General features: G+C 68.5%; 17 protein-coding genes and 8 pseudogenes. 17 read left to right on the top strand and 8 right to left on the bottom strand.

Going from position 1 to position 21,624, the window contains the following annotated elements; translation table 11 throughout:
* Positions 1 to 28: 28 nt before the first annotated feature.
* The gene (locus tag OG289_RS49005) at positions 29 to 1,090 is read right to left on the bottom strand and encodes an alkene reductase (protein ID WP_327320473.1); all 1,062 of its coding nucleotides are present in this window, start codon (positions 1,088 to 1,090) and stop codon (positions 29 to 31) included.
* A gap of 141 nt (positions 1,091 to 1,231) precedes the next feature.
* A complete protein-coding gene (locus tag OG289_RS49000) occupies positions 1,232 to 2,023 on the bottom strand; it encodes an SDR family NAD(P)-dependent oxidoreductase (protein ID WP_327320472.1) in 792 nt (263 codons plus the stop codon).
* A gap of 521 nt (positions 2,024 to 2,544) precedes the next feature.
* Between OG289_RS49000 and OG289_RS48995 the strand changes: the two genes are divergently transcribed.
* Together OG289_RS48995 and OG289_RS49995 are read left to right on the top strand one after the other, a co-directional pair.
* Positions 2,545 to 3,123 (top strand): TetR/AcrR family transcriptional regulator, encoded by a 579-nt coding sequence (locus tag OG289_RS48995; RefSeq protein WP_327320471.1) that lies wholly within the window; start codon positions 2,545 to 2,547, stop codon positions 3,121 to 3,123.
* Positions 3,124 to 3,593: 470 nt separating this feature from the next.
* A pseudogene (locus tag OG289_RS49995) lies at positions 3,594 to 3,851 on the top strand (ATP-binding protein); the annotation flags it as partial.
* Positions 3,852 to 3,916: 65 nt separating this feature from the next.
* Here the strand turns inward: OG289_RS49995 and OG289_RS48985 are convergent.
* Together OG289_RS48985 and OG289_RS48980 are read right to left on the bottom strand one after the other, a co-directional pair.
* Complete coding sequence (locus OG289_RS48985) at positions 3,917 to 4,480, bottom strand: cysteine hydrolase family protein (protein ID WP_327320470.1); 564 nt, start codon at positions 4,478 to 4,480, stop codon at positions 3,917 to 3,919.
* Positions 4,481 to 4,921: 441 nt separating this feature from the next.
* Entirely contained in the window at positions 4,922 to 5,371 is a 450-nt protein-coding gene (locus OG289_RS48980; RefSeq protein ID WP_327320469.1) for an SDR family oxidoreductase, read from the bottom strand.
* 805 nt (positions 5,372 to 6,176) lie between these two features.
* Here OG289_RS48980 and OG289_RS48975 point away from each other — a divergent pair.
* From OG289_RS48975 to OG289_RS48955, 4 genes and pseudogenes are all read left to right on the top strand, one after another.
* Positions 6,177 to 6,605 carry a hypothetical protein gene (locus OG289_RS48975; RefSeq protein WP_327320468.1) on the top strand — a complete coding sequence of 143 codons (429 nt, stop codon included), beginning with the start codon at positions 6,177 to 6,179 and terminating at the stop codon, positions 6,603 to 6,605.
* A gap of 213 nt (positions 6,606 to 6,818) precedes the next feature.
* Positions 6,819 to 7,388 carry a GNAT family N-acetyltransferase gene (locus tag OG289_RS48970; protein WP_327320467.1) on the top strand — a complete coding sequence of 190 codons (570 nt, stop codon included), beginning with the start codon at positions 6,819 to 6,821 and terminating at the stop codon, positions 7,386 to 7,388.
* A 31-nt stretch (positions 7,389 to 7,419) separates the two neighbouring features.
* Positions 7,420 to 8,200, top strand: a pseudogene (locus OG289_RS49990) (winged helix-turn-helix domain-containing protein); the annotation flags it as partial.
* Between the two features lie 528 nt (positions 8,201 to 8,728).
* Positions 8,729 to 9,028, top strand: a pseudogene (locus tag OG289_RS48955) (transposase); the annotation flags it as partial.
* Between the two features lie 228 nt (positions 9,029 to 9,256).
* On the opposite strand, the gene OG289_RS48950 reads toward OG289_RS48955, so the two are convergent.
* Together OG289_RS48950 and OG289_RS48945 are read right to left on the bottom strand one after the other, a co-directional pair.
* Positions 9,257 to 10,369 carry a S8 family peptidase gene (locus tag OG289_RS48950; RefSeq protein WP_327320464.1) on the bottom strand — a complete coding sequence of 371 codons (1,113 nt, stop codon included), beginning with the start codon at positions 10,367 to 10,369 and terminating at the stop codon, positions 9,257 to 9,259.
* Between the two features lie 298 nt (positions 10,370 to 10,667).
* Positions 10,668 to 11,538: pseudogene (locus OG289_RS48945) on the bottom strand (ISKra4 family transposase); the annotation flags it as partial.
* A 645-nt stretch (positions 11,539 to 12,183) separates the two neighbouring features.
* Between OG289_RS48945 and OG289_RS48940 the strand changes: the two are divergent.
* The 4 genes and pseudogenes from OG289_RS48940 (at position 12,184) to OG289_RS48925 (ending at position 14,847) form a co-directional block, all read left to right on the top strand.
* Complete coding sequence (locus OG289_RS48940; protein WP_327320463.1) at positions 12,184 to 13,134, top strand: serine hydrolase domain-containing protein; 951 nt, start codon at positions 12,184 to 12,186, stop codon at positions 13,132 to 13,134.
* A 346-nt stretch (positions 13,135 to 13,480) separates the two neighbouring features.
* Complete coding sequence (locus tag OG289_RS48935) at positions 13,481 to 13,936, top strand: hypothetical protein (RefSeq protein ID WP_327320462.1); 456 nt, start codon at positions 13,481 to 13,483, stop codon at positions 13,934 to 13,936.
* A 189-nt stretch (positions 13,937 to 14,125) separates the two neighbouring features.
* Positions 14,126 to 14,476, top strand: a pseudogene (locus OG289_RS48930) (transposase); the annotation flags it as partial.
* Positions 14,464 to 14,847 carry a transposase family protein gene (locus OG289_RS48925; protein WP_327320461.1) on the top strand — a complete coding sequence of 128 codons (384 nt, stop codon included), beginning with the start codon at positions 14,464 to 14,466 and terminating at the stop codon, positions 14,845 to 14,847. The pseudogene OG289_RS48930 and the gene OG289_RS48925, both read left to right, overlap by 13 nt.
* A gap of 47 nt (positions 14,848 to 14,894) precedes the next feature.
* Here OG289_RS48925 and OG289_RS48920 read toward each other — a convergent pair whose 3' ends face one another.
* Positions 14,895 to 15,263, bottom strand: a complete 369-nt coding sequence (locus tag OG289_RS48920; RefSeq protein WP_327320460.1) for a VOC family protein — start codon at positions 15,261 to 15,263, stop codon at positions 14,895 to 14,897.
* Between the two features lie 246 nt (positions 15,264 to 15,509).
* Between OG289_RS48920 and OG289_RS48915 the strand changes: the two are divergent.
* A pseudogene (locus OG289_RS48915) lies at positions 15,510 to 15,992 on the top strand (transposase); the annotation flags it as partial.
* Positions 15,977 to 16,746, top strand: a pseudogene (locus OG289_RS49985) (IS701 family transposase); the annotation flags it as partial. The pseudogenes OG289_RS48915 and OG289_RS49985, both read left to right, overlap by 16 nt.
* On the opposite strand, the gene OG289_RS48905 reads toward OG289_RS49985, so the two are convergent.
* Positions 16,743 to 17,579, bottom strand: a complete 837-nt coding sequence (locus tag OG289_RS48905) for a class I SAM-dependent methyltransferase (RefSeq protein WP_327320458.1) — start codon at positions 17,577 to 17,579, stop codon at positions 16,743 to 16,745. The pseudogene OG289_RS49985 and the gene OG289_RS48905 sit on opposite strands and share 4 nt — an antisense overlap.
* Positions 17,580 to 18,081: 502 nt before the next feature.
* On the opposite strand from OG289_RS48905, the pseudogene OG289_RS48900 reads away from it, so the two are divergent.
* From OG289_RS48900 to OG289_RS48875, 5 genes and pseudogenes are all read left to right on the top strand, one after another.
* Positions 18,082 to 18,697: pseudogene (locus OG289_RS48900) on the top strand (NF041680 family putative transposase); the annotation flags it as partial.
* Positions 18,698 to 18,758: 61 nt separating this feature from the next.
* Complete coding sequence (locus OG289_RS48895; protein WP_327320457.1) at positions 18,759 to 19,271, top strand: Lrp/AsnC family transcriptional regulator; 513 nt, start codon at positions 18,759 to 18,761, stop codon at positions 19,269 to 19,271.
* Entirely contained in the window at positions 19,268 to 19,894 is a 627-nt protein-coding gene (locus tag OG289_RS48890; RefSeq protein ID WP_327320456.1) for a LysE family translocator, read from the top strand. Before OG289_RS48895 ends, OG289_RS48890 begins: the two co-directional genes overlap by 4 nt.
* Positions 19,895 to 20,264: 370 nt before the next feature.
* Positions 20,265 to 20,420, top strand: a complete 156-nt coding sequence (locus OG289_RS48880; RefSeq protein WP_327320455.1) for a hypothetical protein — start codon at positions 20,265 to 20,267, stop codon at positions 20,418 to 20,420.
* Between the two features lie 64 nt (positions 20,421 to 20,484).
* The gene (locus tag OG289_RS48875) at positions 20,485 to 21,336 is read left to right on the top strand and encodes a heme-binding protein (RefSeq protein WP_327320454.1); all 852 of its coding nucleotides are present in this window, start codon (positions 20,485 to 20,487) and stop codon (positions 21,334 to 21,336) included.
* Positions 21,337 to 21,624 lie beyond the last annotated feature (288 nt).

Raw genomic sequence — 21,624 nt, 5'->3', positions numbered from 1 at the left:
CCGCCAGGACCGGTATCGCCGGGAATCGTCAGGCAGTGAGGGTGGGGTAGTCGGTGTAGCCGGCCTCGTCGCCGCCGTAGAAGGTGGCGGGGTCGGGGGTGTTCAGCGGCGCCCCGGTGCGCACGCGCTCGACCAGGTCGGGGTTGGCGAGCGCCATCGAGCCCACGGTGACGACGTCGGCGACGCCGTCTTCGAGGTCCTTGGCGCGGGTGGCGATGTCGGTGCCGGCCCGGTTGAGGACCAGGGTGTTCGGCCACAGCTTGCGCAGGGTGTGCAGGAGTTCGTCGTCGCCGCCGTGGGCGATGTGCAGGTAGGCGAGGTCGAGCGGGGCAAGGGCGCGCACGAGGGCGGGGTACAGCTCGTGGGTGTCGCTCTCGGCGATGTCGTTGAACGGGTTGCCGGGGGAGATCCGGATGCCGGTGCGGCCGGCTCCGATCTCGTCGGCCACGGCGGTGGCGACCTCGACGGCGAAACGGATGCGGTTCTCGACGGAGCCGCCGTACTGGTCGGAGCGCTGGTTGCTGTTGGTGGCGAAGAACTGGTGCAGGAGGTAGCCGTTGGCGCCGTGGATCTCGACGCCGTCGGCGCCGGCCGCGACGGCGGCCGCGGCGGCGCGGCGGAAGTCCTCGACCGTCGCGGCGACCTCCTCGGTGGACAGTTCGCGCGGTACCGGAAACTCCTGGAGGCCGGACGCGGTGAACATCTCGCCCGCCGGCTGGACCGCGGAGGGAGCCACCGGCCGCCGGTGGTGCGGGGTGTTGTCGGGGTGGGACATCCGTCCGGCGTGCATGAGCTGGATGACGATGCGTCCGTCGGCCTTGTGCACGGCGTCGGTGACCTTGCGCCACCCGGCGATGTGCTCCTCGGAGTAGATGCCGGGGGTGAGCAGGTAGCCCTGGCCGTCGGCGTTGGGCTGAGTGCCCTCGGTGATGATGAGGGCGTGCGAGGCGCGCTGGGCGTAGTACTCGGCGTTCAGCTCGGTCGGCACACCCTCCGATGTGGACCGGCTCCGGGTCAGGGGGGCCATCGCCAGCCGGTGCGGCAGGGCGATCTCCCCGGCGACGATCGGGTACCACAGGGCGTTCAACATGGATCTTTCCTCAAATAAAAGGGGGGAAGAGAAAGCTGCGGGGCGGTGCTGCCGCGGGTAGCGCGTGAGCGGTAACTGGCCGGATGAGCCCGGCGGCCTTCCACTGTGGAAGGGACTCCCGCACCGGAATCGGAGCGGCGGTCAGCCGCGGTAGCGATCGGCCGGGACCCGCCGCGACAGGTTCGGGACGAGTGCCTGACGCGCCTTCTCGAACGACTCCCAGTCACTGATCTCCGGCAGGGACGGGATGGTGACGGGCTCCCCGGCGTCAAGGCCGGCGAGCGCCGCGTCGACGGCGTCGTCCACGCTCATGATCCACTCCTCGGGGAACGCCCCAAGGTCGGCGCCGGAGCCGTCCCAGAACTCCGAACGGACAGCGCCCGGCAGCACGGCCTGCACCGTCACGGGGCTCCCGGCGAGCTCCTGCTGCAGAGCCTGGGTGAACGTCAGCACGTAGCTCTTGGTGCCGCTGTAGACAGCGCTGACGGGCAGGATGTTGAGAGCCAGGGCAGAGGAGATGTTCACCACGGTGCCGTGCCCGCGGGCCGTCAGGCCCGGCAGGACCGCGGTGGTCAGCCTGGTCAGCGCTGTCACATTGAGGTTGATCAGCGCCTCGGAAGCCGCGGCGTCGGAGGTCGCCAGCGGCGTGAACAGCCCCCCGCCGGCGTTGTTGATCAGTACCTCGATGCTCTCGTCGGTCCGCAGACGCTCCTCGACCACAGAGATCTGCACCGCATCGGTGAGGTCGGCGGTGACGACGTCCACCGCACGGCCCGTGCGGCTGCGGATGTCCGACGCCAGCGTCTCCAGCCGCGCAGCGTTGCGGGCCACCAGGATCAGGTCGTAGCCCCGGTCGGCAAGCCGCTGCGCGTAGGCGGCACCCAGGCCGGCGGACGCGCCGGTGACGACAGCGGTCTTGTTCTGCGTGGTCATGGGTGGATCTCATTTCTGGGCTGGCGGATGAGTAGAGGGGCCAGAGCGTCGGCCTCGCTTTAGATTACGATAGATATCTAAAACCGTCCAGTCAACGGCTTCCCCGATGCCGCCAGTTACCGCGCGCTACGGAGGCCGCTCAAGGTGCATGCGGAACCACAGGATTGGCAGCCGACCGGGCCCGGGTGGAGACCCTTCGGGCGCATGGTCGCCGTGGATGGCGTCCGCACCGCCCTCACGGCGAGCGCACGGAGCTCGACGCGCGACGACCATGCCGTGGCCCGCACCCTGCACCATGCCAAGCGCAATGAGATCCGCCTCCAACCGGCGCCGGATCACCTCCGGCCACTTGGGGACGAGCTGTGCGGTCTCCGGCCCGGCGGCCCCTCGGCTTGCCATGCATGGCGTCAGACCCCCGGAACTGGGCCTACGTGTCGCCAACGGTCCCCCGGCCGCCCGACTGTCCAGCACTTCGCGTATGATAGATGCGCATTAGTATCTAACGTGAGGGCGGGTGACTGATGAGTCGCGTCTCGCAAGCACAAGCGCTCGAGAACCGCAGGCGCGCGGTAGCCGCGGCCTCCCAGCTGTTCCGGGAGCGCGGCGTGAACGGCATCAGCGTCGCCGACCTGATGAAGTCCATCGGGCTGACGACGGGCGGCTTCTACAAGCAGTTCGCCTCCAAGGAGGCCCTGATAGCCGAGGCGGCTCAAGCCGCTTTCGGGGACCTTGACCTGCTCCTGGCGTCGTTCGACACGGACCACGGCGATCACGACACCGCGCGCGGCGCCCTCGTCGACTTCTACCTGTCGGCCGAGCACCGTGACCAGCCCGGCACCGGTTGCCCCACCGCGGGATTCGCAGGAGACATGGCTCGCGAACCCACAGCCGGGGAGGTGCGCGAAACATACGCCGCCGGAGTCCAGGAATTCGCCTCATGGATGTCCACCGAAGCCACCGACGGCCTTCCCGTCGTGGCCGCTCTGGTCGGCGCGATCCTGCTCGCCCGGGCCACGGCGGGCACAGAACTGTCGGAGAAGATCCTGGAGTCGACCCACAAAGCCCTGACCACATCTCCGGGCCTTGACCCGCAATCCTGAAAACGAGCCAGGCGGCTGGGGCCAACGCCACCTGAGTGAGCGGCTGTTGGGCCGGTCAAGGGGTTGGCTTCCATGCGTCGGCAAGGACGTACGTCCCGTAACCGATCCTGCGGAGCCCCGCCATTGCCGCCGTCCTGGTGTCGGGCCGACGACTGCGCGAGACGGTCGACCGAGCCGTACTCGCGGCCGCCGACGGCCGGTTACCCGCGTCCAACGACGCCACAACACTCTCCCTGCGATGGGTCCAGGCGGCGCTGTCGCGAGAGCGGCGGCACCGGGCCATGACGACTGGGCACCGCGACGCGCCGAGCCGGTGGCGGATCTCCGCAGTCGAACCGGTCCTCGCCAGCGCCGCGGAAGGCATCCCGCTCAGGCCGCCAGCGATTGCTGGGCCAGCGCGGCGGTCAGCTCGGGTCGGCTGCAGACACCGACCTTGCCGAAGATCGCCTTGACGTAGTCGCGCAAGATGGTTGGGCTATATGGAGCTGGACCGGCGGGGCGCTGAGCTGCTGTTCCAGGTTCTGACGGAGTGTGAGGAGAAGAACAGCGTCGCCATCGCCTCGAACTAGAGTTTCAGCGGCTGGACCAAGACCTTCACCGATCCCCGGCTTTGCGCGGCCATCGTCGACCGGCTCACCTTCGACGGCAACCTGATCCAGACCGGCACCGACTTCTGCCGCCTGGCCCTCACCCAGGCCCGGGCAGCAGCACAGAACGCCGCCGGCTGACCTCACCCGGCCGGCGGAAGGCGATGGCGTCCTGCCCCGCACGCGAGGGTCCGGACTGCCTCCCGCTATTGCGGTGCGATGGCTTTGAGCCAGTCCTCGACGGCGACGACATCTGCCCACTGCGGGAACAGCTTTTCGATGAGGACCCGGTGCACCTCGGGGTCGGTGTCGAGGCAGGCATCCGCCAGGACGGTGAGGCCGAAGTCCAGGTCGATGGCGTGCCACAGGGTGGACAGCACTACAGCGCTGGTGGCGATGCCGGTGAGAACAAGGCTGTCGATATCGCGAGCCCTGAGTACCAAGTCGAGGTCGCTGCCCGAGAACGCGCTCCCCCGCCTCTTGGTAACCACCACGTCGCCCTGCTGGGGCGCAACATCGTGATGAATCTCGGTGCCAGGGGCCCCCTCGGTGAACAGGCCGGCCCGCACGGCATTTGTCATCACCTTGTTGCGAGGGCTGACTTCCGGATCGCCCGGCCGTAACCCCATCACCACGTAGATTACGGGGATGCCGGCAGCCCGGGCACCGTCGATCGCCCCGCGCAAGCGCGGCAGATATCCGGAACCGTCGTCGGCGATGGCCACGACGTCCCGTTGGACGTCCATCACCAGAAGTGCGCTGTTCGCCATGCGTGCCGTCCCTTCTCCGTTGGGAAACAAGAGCAAGTCTGGTGGATCAACCGAGCCGCGGTGGAAGTTTCGGCGATCCTCATCAGCGTCGCGCCGCAGTGCGCCCATGACCGGTGTCAGTTCTCGTTCTCATCGACATTTTCTTGCCCTGTGATCACCAAGTGCTGTCCAAACTCATTGATAAGCGGTGTCGCCCGTCAGTTACGAAGCCGGCACGGGCAGTCACGGGTGCCGGTAAGCAAGGTCAGCTCGGCACCTCGACAACCACGGCCCCAACCGGCGCGGCACAGCCGTCGCCAGGACCGCCACGCCGCCGCCTCAGTTCTCCCGGCGCGGCACTCTCGATCGATGGCTCATGCGCCGGGACCGTACAGGTTGAACCGCCCCACCCGGACTGCGGGCCCGGATCCGGGCGGATTGGCGGCCGTGGCTCTCGGCTCGTTACGGCGTCGTCAGCTCACCGGCGCGCAGGGCCGCCGTCACGCCGCCGTCCATCAGGAGGTCGGCTCCAGTGATGAAGCCGGCGTCACGGCCGAGCAGGAAGGCGGCGGCCGCGGCGACCTCCTCGGAGGTGCCGAACCGCTTGGCCGCCGAGGTCTCGCGCACCTTGTCGAACCACTCGCGGCGTGGGCCGGAGAGCTCGTCGAGGGCCAGCGGGGTGATGATCACGCCGGGGCTGACAGCGTTGACGCGGGCGGTGCGGATGCCCCACGCCGCGGCCGCGGTCTGCACGCGCAGCGAGCTGGCCCGCTTGGACATGGCGTAGGCGTGGACGGACGAGCCGAGTTGCTCGGGCTGCAGGAACGGCAGCGCGAGCAGCTGTGAGGTCTCGGTGGTTGCGAGCGCGTGCTCGATCTCGGGCGCGTAGGGTCTCTCCCGGTGCCCGGCCATGCTGGCGACCACGATGCCGGCCCCGCCGGGCGGCCAGCCCTTTTGACGTGACGCCGCTCGTCCGCGGGAAGGGGTGAGCACTGCTGTGTGGGCCGCTTTGCGGTGCCAAGCAGCTTGCCCCGCCGGCGACACCCACGGTGCCTTGCTCGTGGGAGACCGCGACGATCGTCGTCAACGCCGTGGGCCTGGAGAGGGCTGCCGACTGGTTCGAGGCCTCCCGCCGTGCCGAACGCCGCGTGCAGGAGGTGGAACCGGCCCCCACGTACCAGTTCGGCTTCGCCGCTTGCCTGGCAGATGCGCTGGACATCTACGGCCAGGAGCCGACCGTCCGTGAGACCGCCGCGTGGGGGGCTGTGAAGGGGGCCCGCGAGCTCGCGCGCCACGGCGTCGGGACGCCGTTCTCGACTGCGCCGTGGAGGCGTGCGAGCGCGGCGGCCTGCCTCGCCGTGAACGGGCTGCAGCGCCCGCGAGGGTTTAGCCGGTACCAGCCGTGCTGCCCCAGAGCTACCGACGAAATTCGCTGCCTTCGGGAAACGTGGCCCGCGTCGGGTGGACTTCCCCGGCTGGGGGTGAAGGCTCCCAGGTGAACTTCCGTGCGTCGGCGTCGTCGGTGTGGCGGTTCCCGCAGGTCCCAGATTGGGAACCTGCGGGATGGACCCCGGGCTCCGGCCCGGACAACAGCCACAAACCCCGATCATCTGACCGTCAGCCTCGGTGGCCCGTCCGGGCGGCAGACTGCCCCGAACGGTGGCGACACCGATGGTGCAGCATTGCGATCATGAAATCATCATGAGCCACTCATTACATGATCAGACATGCGATGCGTACGCTCTGCGCCGCCACCCTCGTGGCCGCTCCCCTCGCCCTGACCGCAACGCCTGCACAAGCCCTGACTTCATGTACGGTCAACGGCCGTCCGGTGTCCGGTACGACCGTCAGTGGTACTGCCGGCTCCGACAACATCAGCTGCGGCGCCCTTGCCTTGGGCGAAAGCGTCAACGGCTTGGGCGGGAGCGACTACATCGTCATCAACGGCATCGTTGCCGGCACCGTCGACGGCGGCGCCGGTGGCGACTTCATCACGGCCGACGCCGGTACCACGGCGACTGGCAGGATCCTCGGAGGCGCCGACGGCGACTTCATCTTCGTCGGCCCGAACGCCGGCACCGTCAACGGCGGACTCGGGTCGGACTTCTGCCGAGTCGCTTCCGGTAATCCCCCCATCAACTGCTGACCCAGGGGGCTCGTTGGGCCAGCCAACTGCGACGCTCAGAGTGGCCGGCTAGAGATCTTTAACGGTGCGGGTTACGTCGTGTCGTGACGGGTTGGAGTCCCGCCGGGTGGTGTAGGCCGTGAGGGTCTGCACAGCGGGTCTGGCATGAACGAGCACCGTAGGGTTCGACATGACCGATCGACACCCTGATCTTGATCGGGTTGGCTGAGTGGCATGCCAGAGCTGCGCACCGATCGTCTTCTGCTCCGCCGGTGGCGGGAGTCCGACCTCGGACCGTGGGCGGCCATGAACGCCGATCCTGAAGTCCGAGAACACCTGGGGGAACTGCTGACGCGGGATCAAAGCGATGCCGCGGTGGCACTCATGCAGGCCGAGTTTGACGAGCGAGGTTTTGGATGGTGGGCGCTCGAAGCACGGAAGACTGGTGAGTTCATCGGCCGTGCCGGCTTGGACGAGGTGGGCGAGGACATGCCGTTCGCAGGGGTGGATATCGGTTGGCGGTTGATGCGTTCGGCGTGGGGCCACGGCTACGCCACTGAGGCCGCCCTGGCCTGCCTGGCTTTCGGCTTCGAGGTGCTCGGGCTGCCGGAAGTGGTGGCGTCGACGACCGTCCACAACCTGCGTTCCCAGGCAGTGATGCGCCGGATAGGCATGACCCGGGACCCGGCCGGCGACTTCGAGGATCCGAGCGTGCCCGAGGGACCACTTCGCCGCTGTGTGCTGTACCGGATCTCGCGCAGAGATGCTCACGGCCTACACCAGGAGGCCGGGCACGGCACATGACGGCGTTCGTGGGCCGCGCCGTGCCGAGAGAATGAGGTATCCCGATGGCGGTGGATCGACGGCCGAGGAACGGGCTCGGCGTGAGCAAGTCCGGCTCGCAGCCGCTGATCTGATCGAAGCCGGGGCCAGTGACCGGGAGGTGGCCCGACGGTTCAGGGTGACCCGGATGTCGGCGAACCGCCGGCGTCGGGCGTTGACTTCAGGGGGCGGCAGGCTCTGGCCTCCACAGGACCCGGCGGCGCCCGCTGCAAGCTCGATGCGGGACAACTCCGCGTGCTGGAGACGGTGTTGAATGCCGGCCCGGCCGCTTCCGGCTGGAGTGACCAGCGCTGGACGCTGGCCCGGATCGCCGAGATCGTGCGCCGCCGGTTCGGTGTCGCGTACACCCTGGCCAGGCTGGGCCTGCTGCTGCACCGCATCGGCTGGAGCGTGCAGATCCCCTCCCGCAAGGCCACCGCGCGCGACGAGGAGAAGATCGCCGCCTGGAAGGACGATGGCTCTGCTTCGAAGACGAAGCGGGCCAGGGGCTGAGGCCGCCCAAGGGCCCAACCTGGGGCCGACGAGGCCACACGCCCGTCGTGCGGGTCACCGCCGCAGGCACCAAACGCGTCTCCATGACGGGAATGATCTGCACCAAGCCCGGCCACCGGTCCCGGCTGAACTACCGCATCCACCTCGACGGTGGTCCCGCCAAAGGTCGGCGCAAGGGCTTCACCGAGACCGCCTACGCCGCTCTGCTCGACGCCGCACACCAGCAGCTCGGCGGCCCGATCGTGCTGGTCTGGGACAACCTCAAGTGCGCCACGAGGCGCTAGGGAATCGAGTGGGGGTGAAAGGACTCCACCGCCGGGCGGTCGCAGCCGCCGGGTGAAGCTGAGGGCAGTCGTCGTGTGGGAACGCACGTGGCGGCGGTAAGCAGCCCTGACAAAGTACGGGACGGGTCGGCTCTGTCAGACGGCCTGGGTCCGGCAAGCAGCGAGGAGAAGGCGTGCGAGAGGAACCGCTGTCTGACGCCCCGTAAGTGTCCCGGTTCGGGAGCTGGTTGCGCCGCAAACACCACCGATCCACCTGGAAGCCCTCCGCCGCCGCCACTGCGACGTCGGATGGTGGCCGGCCTCGGAGGAAAGACCACTGTTCAACCCGTCAAAGGTAACCACCACGCGTTACCGCTACCGGGGAGCAGTCATCCCGAACCCGTGGCCCAGCCTGGAATGAAGACAACACACAGACCCTGAACAGGGCTTGTGGAGCGCCCGGTGGGCTCGGAAACGGGCACGCCGGGTGCGGGAAGCGGTCCGGGGAAACGGACGGTCGACGAGACCGGAACCGCGCCCCGGATCGACTTCACCACCCATCGTGCCGCCGGGATGAGGAAGTACGCGGCCGGCCACGAATGGCTCACCATCATCCAACTTCCCTCCTACAGCCCGGACTTGAATCCCGTTGAGGGCATCTGGTCTCTGCTGCGACGCGGGCCGATGACCAACGCCGCATTCACCGACCCCGACCACCTCACCCGAACCCTCCGCCGAGGACTCGCCCGCATCCAGCACCATCCCGAACTCATCGACGGCTGCCTCACCGAAACCGGACTGACCCTCGATTCAGACCCCCCGAAGCCAATCCGAAAAGGTCAGTAGTAGGAAGGACAGGACACCGCGACCATGGTGTGGTGAGTCCTTCCCGCCAGACCCCGCCCGTCGGCAGAGCGATCATGTGACTTAACGCCCGAGATGCAGTCGTCGAGGCGGTCTGATGGTGGGTCCGCAGCTGCGGGGTGGCCTCGGACAGGCGCCTTCGGAGGCCACCCCCGTGCTCAATCTTGTCACCGTCGATCAAATGGTCAGCTGACTCGCGGCCGGTGCGGGTCAGAGGCCGCCGGTGTTGAGCAGCCGGTTGGGGGTGTCGGAGCGGACGCCGCGCACGACACCACGGGTGGCCGTGTGGTCGAGCCAGACGTGGACCTCGTGGGCTGTGGCGTGGGGGTGTGCTGACAGGTACAGCGCGATCACGCCAGTCGCATGCGGCGCGGCCCAGGATGTCGCGCCGACGTTCTCCGTGACCGTACCGCCGCCGGCGAGGGCGGCGGTCACCTTCTGGCCGGGGGCGTACAGGTCCACGCACCGTCCGTAACCCGAGCCGTAGGAGCCGCCGTCGCTCCACACGCGGTCGTTCGAGGTGGAGGCCGCCACAACGATCGTGCCGGGGACGCCGGCCGGGGAGTGCTTGCAGGCGTCGTCATGGAAGTTGCCTGCCGACACCACCGTCGGGATCCCCGCGTCGACCATCTTCTTCACGGCAGACTCCAGGGCCGACGACCGGTGGTCGAGGTTGAGTGACATGTTCACCACCGCGGGCTTCTGCGCGTGCGCGGTGACCCACTTGACCGAGTTCACCAAGGCCGCCTCGGCCGCCGCCGGGGAGCCGCCGCCTCCGCTCTCGCACAGGATGCCCTGGACCCGTACGAGCTCCGCCTTGGGCGCCACCCCGTACTTCGCCCCGCCGATGACGCCCGCGACGAACGTGCCGTGGCCGGTCCCCTCCTCACTGAAGCAGTCACCGGAGTCCTTCGGACCCACGAAGTCGGCGCCGAGGTGGGCGCGTCCACCGAACTCCTTGTGGGCGATGTCCATCCCGGTGTCGATCACATAGACGTGAACGCCCTTGCCCGTGGCGGTGGTGGTGAACTTCCCGTTGAGGGGCCGCGACCGCTGATCCAGGATGTCCAGGTTCCACGGCACCTGCCGGGTGACGGGCGCCGCCGCGGCCTGCGCGACCCCGGACAACTTCCCCACGGCGCCGCCAGACGTCGTCGCCGAGCCGGACGACACCCCGTCCCCGGACGGCGCCACGGACTCCCCGTTCCCGTGCGCGGAGCGCGTCCCGCCGCTCTTCCCGGCCGCAGCGCCGGCTTCCCCGCCGCAGGCCGAAGTCCCGAGCACCGTCACCATGGCCACCATCATGAGACCGGCCTTCGTCACGTTCCGAGTCACAACGTCCCCCACATCCCGCTTCGCACACAGTCAGCGCACAAGACGACCACGGGGGGCGGGCGGTTCCGGCGGAGCATGGTGGGGATCGGTTCACGACCTCGACGCAGTCCTGTCCGGCCCCACACCAGCAAAGGCCGCCGCCGGACACCAACCCGGCCGCGCGTCCTGCCAGCGTTTGCGGGACACCTTCAGGCAGTCCGCTCAGGCTGTGTATTCACGCCCTATGCCGGACCCTTGGAGGCTGCTGAAGTGGTGGGGTGCGGTTCGTTTCGAGTGACGGTCGCGATCAAGCGGTGAGGACGTAGGTCTGCTGGTCGGGGTAGAGGCGTGCGGGCTCGCGGGCGGCATGGAAGCGCCAGTAGGGGGCGAGGTCTCCGTTGGAGACGATGGCACGCAGTCGCAGGACGGCTTCCGCTCCGGGCAGGCGCCAACGGGTGCCGGTGATGTCGAGGCGGTCGGCGATCAGGTTGCGGCAGGCGCCCTCGACTGCGCCGGTGGCGATCGGCCAGCCGCTGTCGAGCTGCTGTGTCGTAGCGGGGCTGGTCGAGGTGTCCGGTCAGGTGGCGGTGGCAGGCGTCGACGGCCTCGCGCCGGGCGGTCGACAGGTGCTCCCGGGTGGCCTGTGCGGTCATGTCGTGGGCGGTCCGTGCGGCGTGGCCCGCGAGGATCGCGGTCAGATGGTCTGCCGCCCATGCCTCGGCCTCGGTGGTGCCCGGTTTGTGGAAGGCGTGGGCGGCGGCCCAGGCGTACTGGGCGACGTGCACGAAGTCCACCAGCACGTGCACCGTGACGCCGCGTCGGGCGGTCTCGTCACTGATCAGGTCAAGCTGGTGGCGAGCGCCGTCGACCAGGACGACCCACGAGCGCAGGTGCTCCGGGACGCGGGCTTCGGCCTGGCCGAAGGCGTCGGCGATGACCTGCTCGGGCGGAGGGTGAACATGCCCGGGGTGTCCTCGTCCAGCCAGCCCCGTTCCACCAGACGCTTCAGCTTCGACCGTGTGCCCTCGATCTTCCCGGTCTCTGCCGGCAGGCCGATCCTCGGCACGATCTGCTTGGCGCGGACCGGGCCTGATGCGTCCGACACCACCTCCAGAATGTCCCGATACACCCGTGGCAGGACCTGCGGCCCCATCCCGGGCTGCCAGTTCGGCACCGTCAGCACCCCGATGACCTGCCGCTCGGCCCCCCGCATACGCCGACGCGAGCCGTTCACCCGCCTGTCATCGAGAGACTCGACACCCACAAGCACCTCGGACTGGTTCGCGGCTCTGCAAGGTGACTTCGATGGTGTCCTCGCCCGGCAGACGACGACGCGCGGGCAACGACGGTTCGGTCGGCCTCAGGTCAGGCCTGGCATAGGCAAGTTCAGTCATTGGGCCTTACCGGGGGTTATCCCCACCACCGATCCGGATGATCTCTCCATCGCGGTGGCCGGCTCCGTTCGGGCATCGTGAGGTGGCAAGGGAACGGCGGGCGTGAAGAGCTCCTCGTAGCCAGCCGCCGCAGCTGCAGTGATCTTGCTACTACGACGGAGGAAAAACACGTGATCAAGCACAAGCGTGCGCTGGGTGGCGCACTCACCCTGGCCGTCGCGATCGGCGTCGCGGGAGGCGCGCTGCCGGGTAACTCCGCCTTCGCGGGTACTGCGACCAAGACCACCGCCGCACGGTCCGCCAACACCTCCGACGATCCGCGGCTGCGTGACCTTCTGCACCGACTGACCACCGTCGACGGTGGGCCCGGAGCACTCGTAGGTCCGAAACCGGCACGACAGCACGGCGCTGACCAGCGGCGTCGCGGACGTGACAAGCCAGGTGCCGATGCGCGGCGACAGCAGGTTCCGGATCGGCAGCATGACCAAGCCGTTCGTGGCCACCGTCGTGCTCCAACTGGTGGGAGAGCACCGCGTCGCCCTCGACGCACCGGTGGAGCGCTACCTGCCCGGTGTCGTCCGTGGCCAGGGCAACGACGGGCGGGAAATCACCGTCCGCCAGCTGCTCCAGCACTCCAGCGGCCTGCCCGACTACCTCGACTACCTCAACCCGCAGCAGATTCTCGAGGACCCGCTCGCCCACCACGACACCCGTGACCTGGTAAACCTCGCGCTCGCCCATCCCCCGACCTTTGACAAGCCCGGCGCGAAGCCCGGCTCCGAATGGCACTACTCCAACACCAACTACCTGCTGGCCGGCATGCTCATCGAGAAGGTGACCGGCCACCCCTACGACAAGGAGATCCGCCGGCGCATCATCACGCCGCTCGGCCTGCACGACACGTCTGTGCCGGGTGAGGACACGGCGATCCCCGGACCGCACCCGCGCGGATACGTACGCCCCGGTGAGGATGCCCCGCTCATGGATCTCACCGCGATCAACCCGTCCATCGCGGGCGCATCCGGCGAGATGATCTCCAGCGCTTCCGACCTCAACCGGTTCCTGGACGCACTCGTACGCGGCAGGCTGCTGCGTCCGGCCCAGCTCACCGCGATGATGAAGACCCGGCCGACCGGCAGTGACGACGGCCGGGCCTACGGCCTGGGCCTGGAGAGCAGGCCGCTGCCCTGCGGCGGCCTTTACTGGGGGCACGGCGGCGACATCTTCGGCTACCAGACCGCCGGCGGCGCTACGGTCGACGGCCGGCAGGCCACGGTCATGGTGAACCTCGACCCCGGTGGCACGGACGCGCAGGACGCCGACATGAAGGCCGCCGTTGAGACCGGGCTGTGCGAGGGCCGACCCTCACACCCCCAGTAGTGCAACTGCCGATGGCGGCAGCCGTTGGCAGGGGCCATCCCATCCCCGCGACGCGGAGGCGCGGGGAACAGGCGGCGGGCCTCGGAAGCGAGCCACGCCCCCATAGGGCAACCCTGACGGACACGTCGATCACACCCGGCCACGGCCCCATGCGGACCGTGGCCGGGCGCCGTCAAGATCCGTTGAAGCTGAGCCAGCTTGAAGTAGCAGGTCAGGGTGCTGGTGTGAGGTCGTTTCGGGGTGCTCGTGCTGGTCGTGGGCGGCAGTCTGGGGTGTAGATCGTGGGCAGGGGTGGGTTTGAGGATTCCCGGCCGTCGTCGCGGGTGCCGCTCCTACGCTGCGGCCCATGATGGATCCCGAGGTGTTGGAGCGGATCGCCGCGCGGCGTGCGGAGCTGGACGGACTCGAAGAACAGCTGGTCAAGCAGCTGTCGGAGGTACGAGCTGAGCGCGATGAGCTGGCCGTGGCCGAGCGGATGTGGCAGCAGATGAGCGAGCAGCTCGCCGACGAGCGCACGGAGGCCGGGTCGCCGGTGGTCCAGTTGACAGGTCGGGCGGTGCGGCTGGTCCCGGACCGTGGGCCGGGGGTGGCTGAGTCCGCACTGTCGGCGGTGTACCAGCGCATCCTGACCGCCATGCGGCAGGCCGCCGGCCCGGTCTCCACCCGGCAGATCGGCGAGGTGCTGGGCTTGGACACCGGGATGAGGGGCAAGCTGGAGCCGCTGCGTGGGAAGCTCACGAAGCTGGCCGACCGCGGCTGGCTGCACAAACGACCCGACGGGAAGTTAACCACCCGCCCGTGACTGGTCCGCGCGGCGATCGGGGCGTAACCAAGGTGCCCCCGGCGGCTGTTGGAATTGTGTGACGAAAACCAAAGAGCACGCTGGGGACACCGTGTCCCTGGTCTACCAGTGCCGCCTGCCGCTGTCCACGCACACCCTGAGCTACCTCACCGACCTGCTGCGACGCCATCTCAAAGCGATACGGTCGAGATGGCGGGCGCTGCCGCCGGGAGGATCGCGGTGATCGTCCTGGCCGTGCTGCGACACGATCAGCGCCTGGCCGACATGGCCGGCGGCAACGACATCTCCACCACCACCATCCGGCGCTGGCGCGACGAGCTGATCCACCTGCTGGCCGCGAAGGCCCCCCGCCTGGACTGCGCCCTGAAGAAGACCGCCCGGCGGGGCTGCGAGGTCGTCCTGATCGACGGCACCCTCATCCCCACCCAGCGCCGCACCGGCAAGGCGAACCGCCCGAACTACTGCGGCAAGCATCGCCGCCACGGCCTGCACGTGATCGCGCTGACCGACGAGCGGGGCCGTCTGGTGTGGATATCGGCCGCCCGGCCCGGCCGCACCCACAACCTCACCGCCGCCCGCCGCGACCGCATCCGGCCCACCTGCGCGCTGGCGGCCTCGGCGCCCTGGCCGACCTGGGCTTTATCGGCCTGGACGACGAGGGGGACGATCCCGTGGTCGTCACCGGCTTCAAGGCCACCCGCGCCCGCAAGCTCGCATCCGCCGAGAAGGAGGCCAACCGTGTCCTGGCCGCCGGACGCCTCCCCGCCGGACGCCTCCCCGTCGAACGCGGCTTTGCCCGCCTGAAGAACTGGCGGATCCTCACCAAGCTCCGCACCGACCCCACCCGCGCCACCCACCTGCTTCGCGCGCTGCTCGTCCTGACGAACATCGAGGCCACTACCGACAATTGATCTCAACCGCAGGTAGCCCACGACCAGCACAAGCACCCAGAACAGCGTCACTGCGCCGGGATCGGCTGAGTGAGGTTCACCGGGTTGCCGTCTGGGTCCTGGATGTGGGCGACGCGCTGTCCCCACGGCATGTCGTTGGGGCCGCCGCGGACCGAGCCGCCCAGCGCCGCCACCCGGCCGAGCGTCTCGTCGACGTCGTCGACACCGATGCTGAGCAGGATCCGCGACGCCGCCCCAGTCCCCGGGTTCGCCTTGGCCACCAGCCCGAGGTCGGTGTCGCCGATGCGCAAGCCGAGGTAGAAGACCGGGCCTTCCTCCGGCACCCGGAAGATCTCCTCAGCGCCGAACAATTTCGTATAGAAGCCGAGCAGAACGTCCTGGTCGGCAGTCACGATCACTGGCTGAATGGTGGACATGGCACTCCTGTCGAGAACGGTCGTGTCGCTGGGTAGACCGTTCGAGGACGCTGAACTCATCGCCAAAACCACCCCGCCGGACGATCCACAACACAGACTGCCGCCCACGACCAGCACGAGCACCCGGGTGTGCGCGGGCGGATGCCCGGGGCATGCATCCGGTGACGGTCTCCGCTCCCTGCGCATAGGGCAGGCCACCGTGCAAATCTCCCTGGTGAACGGCCAGTTCAACCCGGGAGGTGCCCGATGGCCTTGTCCCAGTCTGACCTACAACGCCTGTTGGAGTCACTACGCACGGCGGACGGGATCGAGCTCGTCCGCAACGTCGCCGAGCGCATGCTGCAAGAGCTGATCGAGGCCGAGCTCAGCGGCCGGATCAGCGCCCAGTGGAACGAGCACACCGACGCCCGCACCACCTTCCGCAACGACCATCGGGAGAAGACCCTGGCCACCCAGACCGGCGACCTGGACCTGGCGATACCGAAACTGCGCAGCGGCAGTTTCTTCCCCAGCCTGCTGGAACGGCGGCGCCGCATCGACGAGGCTCTGTACGCGGTCATCATGGAGGCGTACGTGCACGGGGTGTCCACCCGCTCGGTCGACGACCTGGTCAAGGCGCTCGGCGCGGACAGCGGCATCTCCAAGAGCGAGGTCTCACGGATCTGCGGTGACCTGGACGAACAGCTCACCATCTTCCGCGGCCGGCCCCTGGACCACAGCCGCGCACCTGGCAGTACAAGGACGCCTTCCGGCCCGTCGATGCCGCTCGCGAACTGGTCTGGTACGGCCCCGAACAGCACGGCGACTGGCAGCCGGTGACCCGCAACTTCCGCAACGGACGCACCGCGACCTGGTGGGCCGCCGATGCCCAGCCGGGCTGGTGGGGACCCAACGGCGCGATCCGGCTCGTCGTGGTCACCACCGACCCGGCCACCCTGCCCGAAACGTCCACCTGGTACCTGGCCACCAACCTGCCCCGGCCCGGATCACCCCGTGAGCACACAGCCGCTACCCAGCCGCTGATCTCACCGAAGTGGTACGGCTCTACGGGCTGCGGCACTGGGTCGAGCAGAGCTACAAGCAGATCAAGGACGAACTCGGCTGGGCCGACTTCCAGGCCCGCCCCGACATCGCGATCCGCCACCACCAGACCCTCGTCAACTGCGCGTTCAGCTTCTGCTGGAACACCTGGTTCACCCCCAGCCCACCACCGCCCGCTCCGGTCGGCCCACCACCCGAGCCCGACGCACCGTCAGGACCGGTAGAGAGGGGGAGAACCCGGGTCCCAGCAGCCCCGACCGGCCTGCTGGCCCCAGGCCGTCCGCGCCGCCCGTGGCTGGCTGATGCCCTGGGCCACGCCGCAACGCTACTGGCGGGCCTGGACGACGGAGCCACTGCCCACAGCACTACAAGAACTGATCAACACCGTCGGCACCGGCAGACCCCTGAACCTCTACGTCCCGGCCTAACAAACCACCGCTAGCGGGTGGGGACACTCGCACGGGCGAGGACGGACAACTCGAACGGGCGGAGCGTGTCGGTACGTTCCCACTCCGCAGGGTCGATCGTCTCTCGTTGCCGGGCGTACTCGATCGGCTGGAGCCGGTGCTCAAGCAGGAGGGCGTCCATCTGCTCGATGCTGAGGAACGTTTGCCAGGGCTCGCCCTGCTCGGCCGCCGCTGCCATAACCAGCTCCGCATACGACTGACCTGCCTCGTCGCGGAGTCCGGCCGGGAGGAGGTGCTCCACGATGAGCTCTGTGCCGGGTGCGAAGCCGCTGATGACGGCCAGGGTCTGCCTGATCGCTTCCGGGGTCAGGTACATCGTGACCCCGAGCCAGCTGACCAGCGCGGGTCGGCCCGGATCAAAGCCGGCCCGCACGAGGTGATCGGTAAGTGACCGGGCGGACTCCTTCTCGAAGTCGACCGGGACGAAGAAGGCGGACCGTGGCACCGCCGTCCCCGTCTCAACCAGCAGCGCCCGCTTCCAGTGCTGGATCGTCGGCTTGTCCACCTCGAACACCCGTACGCCGTCGGCCAGTTCCGACCGGTAAGCGAAGGAGTCCAGCCCCGCACCGAGGATCACGTATTGGTCGACGCCCCGGCCGGCCAGCTCGGCCATCCGGTCCTCGGTGTAGCGGCTGCGGGTAACGGCCGTCGTCCGCGCGCCGGACAGGACTGGGTGCCCACCATAGGACCGGTGGTAGCCAAGGAGTTCTTCAGCACGCTCCCCCAGGAAGGTCTGCGCCAGGGTGTCGGCGAAGATCGAGGGAGTCTCGTCGACGAGGAGGTGTGCCGCGCGCGCTGCGGCCGACATGAGAGCTGTCTGGCTGGGTTGTCCCTTGTTCATCATGATGCCGGACATTAGCCCAATAAATTAACAGAATATCACAAAAGCAAAACTTCCGGAAGGGCTTCCGGGTTCTGTTTTGGTAACGAATGCGATCCTCGCGATCCCCGGAATAGCCTGCGGGTCAGCTCCGAGAAGCGACGACACCCTGCGCGTTCCATCCCTCGCGAGAATGCCCAACGGCCAAACGGCACCGGATCAATTACGGGTCGACCTATGCAGCAGAGCCACTGGGCGACCTGCCCGGCATCACTGCCAGCCCCGCCCGGCTGCGCACCATGCTCCAGCACCTGACGAGACCTACACCCCGGCGTCCTCAATGACTGCTTCTACCAGCCCTCCTCCGCCCTCCGCGCGAAGCGGGCCCAGCACACGGGGCGGCCCCTGCCGCTGCTGACCATGTGCCTGACCTGTCCCAACGCCCGCCGCTCCAGCGTCCACCTGCCCCGCCTGACCACCGCCCGCGCCCTACGGCAAGGCCGAGGCCAGAGCCTGGGATCGGATGCACCCCCGACTCACCCATTGCGGCCCCTGGCTGGACCGCACGGAAGAGGAACTTCCCATCCTGCACGGCACGTTGATCCGGCTGAAGGTCGAGCGTCTGCCGGGCGACCGCGACCCGAAACCGGTCTGGCTGTGGTGCTCGGCCACCGCCGCCACACCGGCGGACGTGGACCGCTGGTGGCAGTCGCTCCTCCGCAGATTCGATCTTGAGCACACCTTCCGGCTCATGAAACAGAGCCTCGACCGGACCGCTCCGAAGGTCCGTCACGCGGACACCGCCGACCTGTGGACCTGGCTCATCATCGCTGCCCACACCCAGCTCCACCTGGCCCGACCCCTCACCGAGGACCTTCGCCGCCCCCTGCAACGATCGGCCGAACCCCGCCGACTCACCCCCGCCCGGGTGCGGCGGGACTTTCGCAACGTCCGCGCGACCACGGCCCGTCCAGCGGCCGCACCGAAACCGTCCCGGCCAGGGTCGGGGACGGCCTGCCGTCTCGAAGAACAAATACCGGGCCAGACACCACGACGTCGGCAAGACGGTCAAACGCGCCGAGTCGATCAAGGAACACCCACATTGACAACGTATCCATGAAGCACTCTATCCTCACACCTAAGAATCGTTAGCCTAGGTGGTGAACATTGAACGAAGACGTGTCGCTGGGGCTTGATCACGTCGACCTCAAGATCCTCAAGATCCTTCAAGCGGACGGGCGGGCGACTCATGCCGCCATCGGCAAGACCGTCGGGCTGACGGGTCCCTCCGTCTACTCCCGAGTCAGGCGAATGGAGCGCGAGGGCATCATTCGCGGTTACACCACGCTCATCGACCCTCACGCTCTCCAGCAAGATCTCGTCGCGCACATGCGCGTGGGCACCTACGCCGACGAGACCGAGCAAGAGCCCTTCGAGACGTTCGTCCGCGACGAGGCTCAGATCCTCGAATGCCACGACGTCGACGGCGAGGACAGCTACGTACTGAAGATCCGTACCGCTTCACCGCAATCGCTGCGCCGCCTGCTGGCACGTATCCGGGCCATCCCCGGTGTCACCCGAACGGTGACCTCCATCGCCCTGGAGACCATCAAGGAACCCACCGCCAGTGCGCACCTCACCAGACCCCAACCACCCGGAAGCAAGGAAAACCCGTCATGATCCAGGTGCTCTGGCTCGGCGCCCTGCTGGGCGCCGGCGCGGCGCTGTCCGTCGGCCCGATCTTCGTCACCATCCTCCAGACCGCCGCGTCCCGCGGCTTCGCCGCTGCCCTGCGCGTCATCCTCGGCTCCGCCACGGCCGACCTGATCCTGCTCATGCCGGCCCTGGCCTTCGCCTGGATCATCACGGCCATCGCCGAGGCATCTCTCTGGGTCGGCCTGGCGGGAGCGCTCTGCTTCCTCTACCTCGCCGCATCCGCCGTTCGCGATGCACGCCGCCTCTGGCGCGGACAGGCCATCCCTGCCGTGAACGATTCATGGGCGTTCTGGAAAGGGGTCACCGCCAACCTCGCCAATCCGCTCACGTGGACCTTCTGGCTCGCGACCGGCACACCCACGATGATGCAGGCCCGGCACCTGGCCGGCTGGACCGGCCTGACCTTGTTCACCATCACCTGGTTCCTCGTCGCCTCCGGGTTGGAAGCCGTCTTCGCTCTCGCCGTTGCACACTCCGGCCGCCGCCTGGGCACTCGCAGCCAGAGCCTGGTCACCGCCCTGTCCGCCGTTCTGTTCATCGCCCTCGCTGCCACCCTCGTCGCCCGAGATGTTGCACCGGTTGCCTGACCAGGCCACAACCTGCCCCGGTTCAAGAGCATCCACCCAGGGCTGCTGCAGCGCGAAGGGTGACGCGAACGTGTGCACTCGCTGGGGCCTCCCGCGTGGCGCCGGTTAGCCGGCCTGGGTCTGTTCGGCCTGGGCCTTCGTGTGGACGAGACGGTAGGACTCGGTGCCGGTCTGGATGATGGCGCCGCTGAAGTTCAGCCGGTCGACGACGGCTTGCTCGACCTCAACGCGATCTGGACGGCTTCCTCGCGGAACTCCGGCGAGTACTGGGCGGCGCCACTTCTTCCTCGTTTCCTGTTCAGGACTACCCTATTGGGTCCCTGTCCGGAAACTTCGTGGCCCCTCAGTTACCGCCGCCACGCCGCCGGTCATGGCCGTAGTGATCTCCAACGGCGGATACTCCGCCGCCTTCGTGGCAGCGGCCGTCTTCCCCTTGATCGCCGCCTTCGTCATCCCCACCAGGGCCGAGCGGCGCACCACTGCACCCGCCCCCGACCGGCCCGAGCCCGCGCCGGTCACCCGCTGACCGGCCCGTCAATCCACCATCCCAACAGCCCCGTTCACCACAGAGACATCCAAAGAGCACTGCCATGAACAGCACTGTCCAGCACGTTCCCACCATCACCAACGCCACGGCTCGCGCGATCGTCAACGCGGCCATCGAGGCCGCCGAGCAGACCGACCAGAAGTTCACCGTCGCCGTCGTCGATGCCGCAGGTCACATGAGCGCGTTCGCCCGCATGGACGGCACCGCGCTGCTGACCATCCAGATTGCCCAGGACAAGGCGTACGCCGCGGCCGTGTCCGGCATGCCCACCAACCAGTGGCACGAGTTCATCAAGGACGATGCTCCGCTGACCATGGGCGCCCCCACCGGCATCGACCGCCTGGTCCCCTTCGGCGGCGGCATCCCCATCAACATCGACGGCCACACCGTCGGCGGCATCGGTGTCTCCGGCGGCCACTGGAGCGATGACATCAAGATCGCCGAAGCCGGGATCAGCTTCGTCTGCACTCCTCCCATGGCTCGTTCCACCGAGAAGGACCTGTTCTCCGTGCTGGGCCGTGTGGTGGTGCTGGTCGCTGATACCGATGCGGCCCTGGCCTTCTACCGAGGTGTCCTGGGCTTCACCGTCCTGCATGACCAGACCACCGGCGACTACCGCTACCTGCACCTCGGCCTGCCCGGCCAGGAACCGGTCGGCCTGTGGCTGATGACGGCCACCACGGACCGGGAGCGCGAACTGATTGGCCGGCAGTGCGGCGGCCAGCCCCTGCTCGTCCTGTACACCGCAGACCTGGACCAGGTCAGCGAGCAACTGCGCGACCACGGCGTGCGGGTCTGGAACGAGCGGGAGGACAGCGACAGCCGGTCCCTGCACTTTGCCGATCTGCACGGCAACGTCATCATCGCCGCGCAGCTGACCGGACCCTCGGCGTAACCCATGCCGCACACCGTCACCCCCAAACCCACACGACGGCAGTGGGCGGCGAACCCTGCGTACCGCGTGACCACCTCGTCCGTGAGAAGCCGGGTCACTGTCTGACCCCACGGCTCAGTACGGGCCGGGTGCAGCAGTTCGAAGCCCGCGCGCTCAAGTTCGCCGCCAGCGGCTGCGACGGCGGCGGCGACGGCGTCTGCGTCCCCGACCTCGACCTCGACCTCGACCTCGACCTCGACCTCGACCTCGACCGATGCTTGCGGGACCACCCGGTCGGCGGGCCACGTC

Origin of the sequence: Streptomyces sp. NBC_01235 (assembly GCF_035989285.1) — a bacterium.
Lineage (GTDB): Bacteria > Actinomycetota > Actinomycetes > Streptomycetales > Streptomycetaceae > Streptomyces.
Note: the sequence above shows the minus strand (reverse complement) of the source record. Positions and strands in the feature narration are given on the sequence as shown.

Bases quoted from the DNA above. Each gene is read 5' to 3' on its own strand.
- OG289_RS49005 (WP_327320473.1), bottom strand. From the start codon at position 1,090: ATGTTGAACGCCCTGTGGTACCCGATCGTCGCCGGGGAGATCGCCCTG.
- OG289_RS49000 (WP_327320472.1), bottom strand. From the start codon at position 2,023: ATGACCACGCAGAACAAGACCGCTGTCGTCACCGGCGCGTCCGCCGGC.
- OG289_RS48995 (WP_327320471.1), top strand. From the start codon at position 2,545: ATGAGTCGCGTCTCGCAAGCACAAGCGCTCGAGAACCGCAGGCGCGCG.
- OG289_RS48985 (WP_327320470.1), bottom strand. From the start codon at position 4,480: ATGGCGAACAGCGCACTTCTGGTGATGGACGTCCAACGGGACGTCGTG.
- OG289_RS48980 (WP_327320469.1), bottom strand. From the start codon at position 5,371: ATGGCCGGGCACCGGGAGAGACCCTACGCGCCCGAGATCGAGCACGCG.
- OG289_RS48975 (WP_327320468.1), top strand. From the start codon at position 6,177: ATGATCAGACATGCGATGCGTACGCTCTGCGCCGCCACCCTCGTGGCC.
- OG289_RS48970 (WP_327320467.1), top strand. From the start codon at position 6,819: ATGCCAGAGCTGCGCACCGATCGTCTTCTGCTCCGCCGGTGGCGGGAG.
- OG289_RS48935 (WP_327320462.1), top strand. From the start codon at position 13,481: ATGATGGATCCCGAGGTGTTGGAGCGGATCGCCGCGCGGCGTGCGGAG.
- OG289_RS48920 (WP_327320460.1), bottom strand. From the start codon at position 15,263: ATGTCCACCATTCAGCCAGTGATCGTGACTGCCGACCAGGACGTTCTG.
- OG289_RS48905 (WP_327320458.1), bottom strand. From the start codon at position 17,579: ATGTCGGCCGCAGCGCGCGCGGCACACCTCCTCGTCGACGAGACTCCC.
- OG289_RS48890 (WP_327320456.1), top strand. From the start codon at position 19,268: ATGATCCAGGTGCTCTGGCTCGGCGCCCTGCTGGGCGCCGGCGCGGCG.
- OG289_RS48880 (WP_327320455.1), top strand. From the start codon at position 20,265: ATGGCCGTAGTGATCTCCAACGGCGGATACTCCGCCGCCTTCGTGGCA.
- OG289_RS48875 (WP_327320454.1), top strand. From the start codon at position 20,485: ATGAACAGCACTGTCCAGCACGTTCCCACCATCACCAACGCCACGGCT.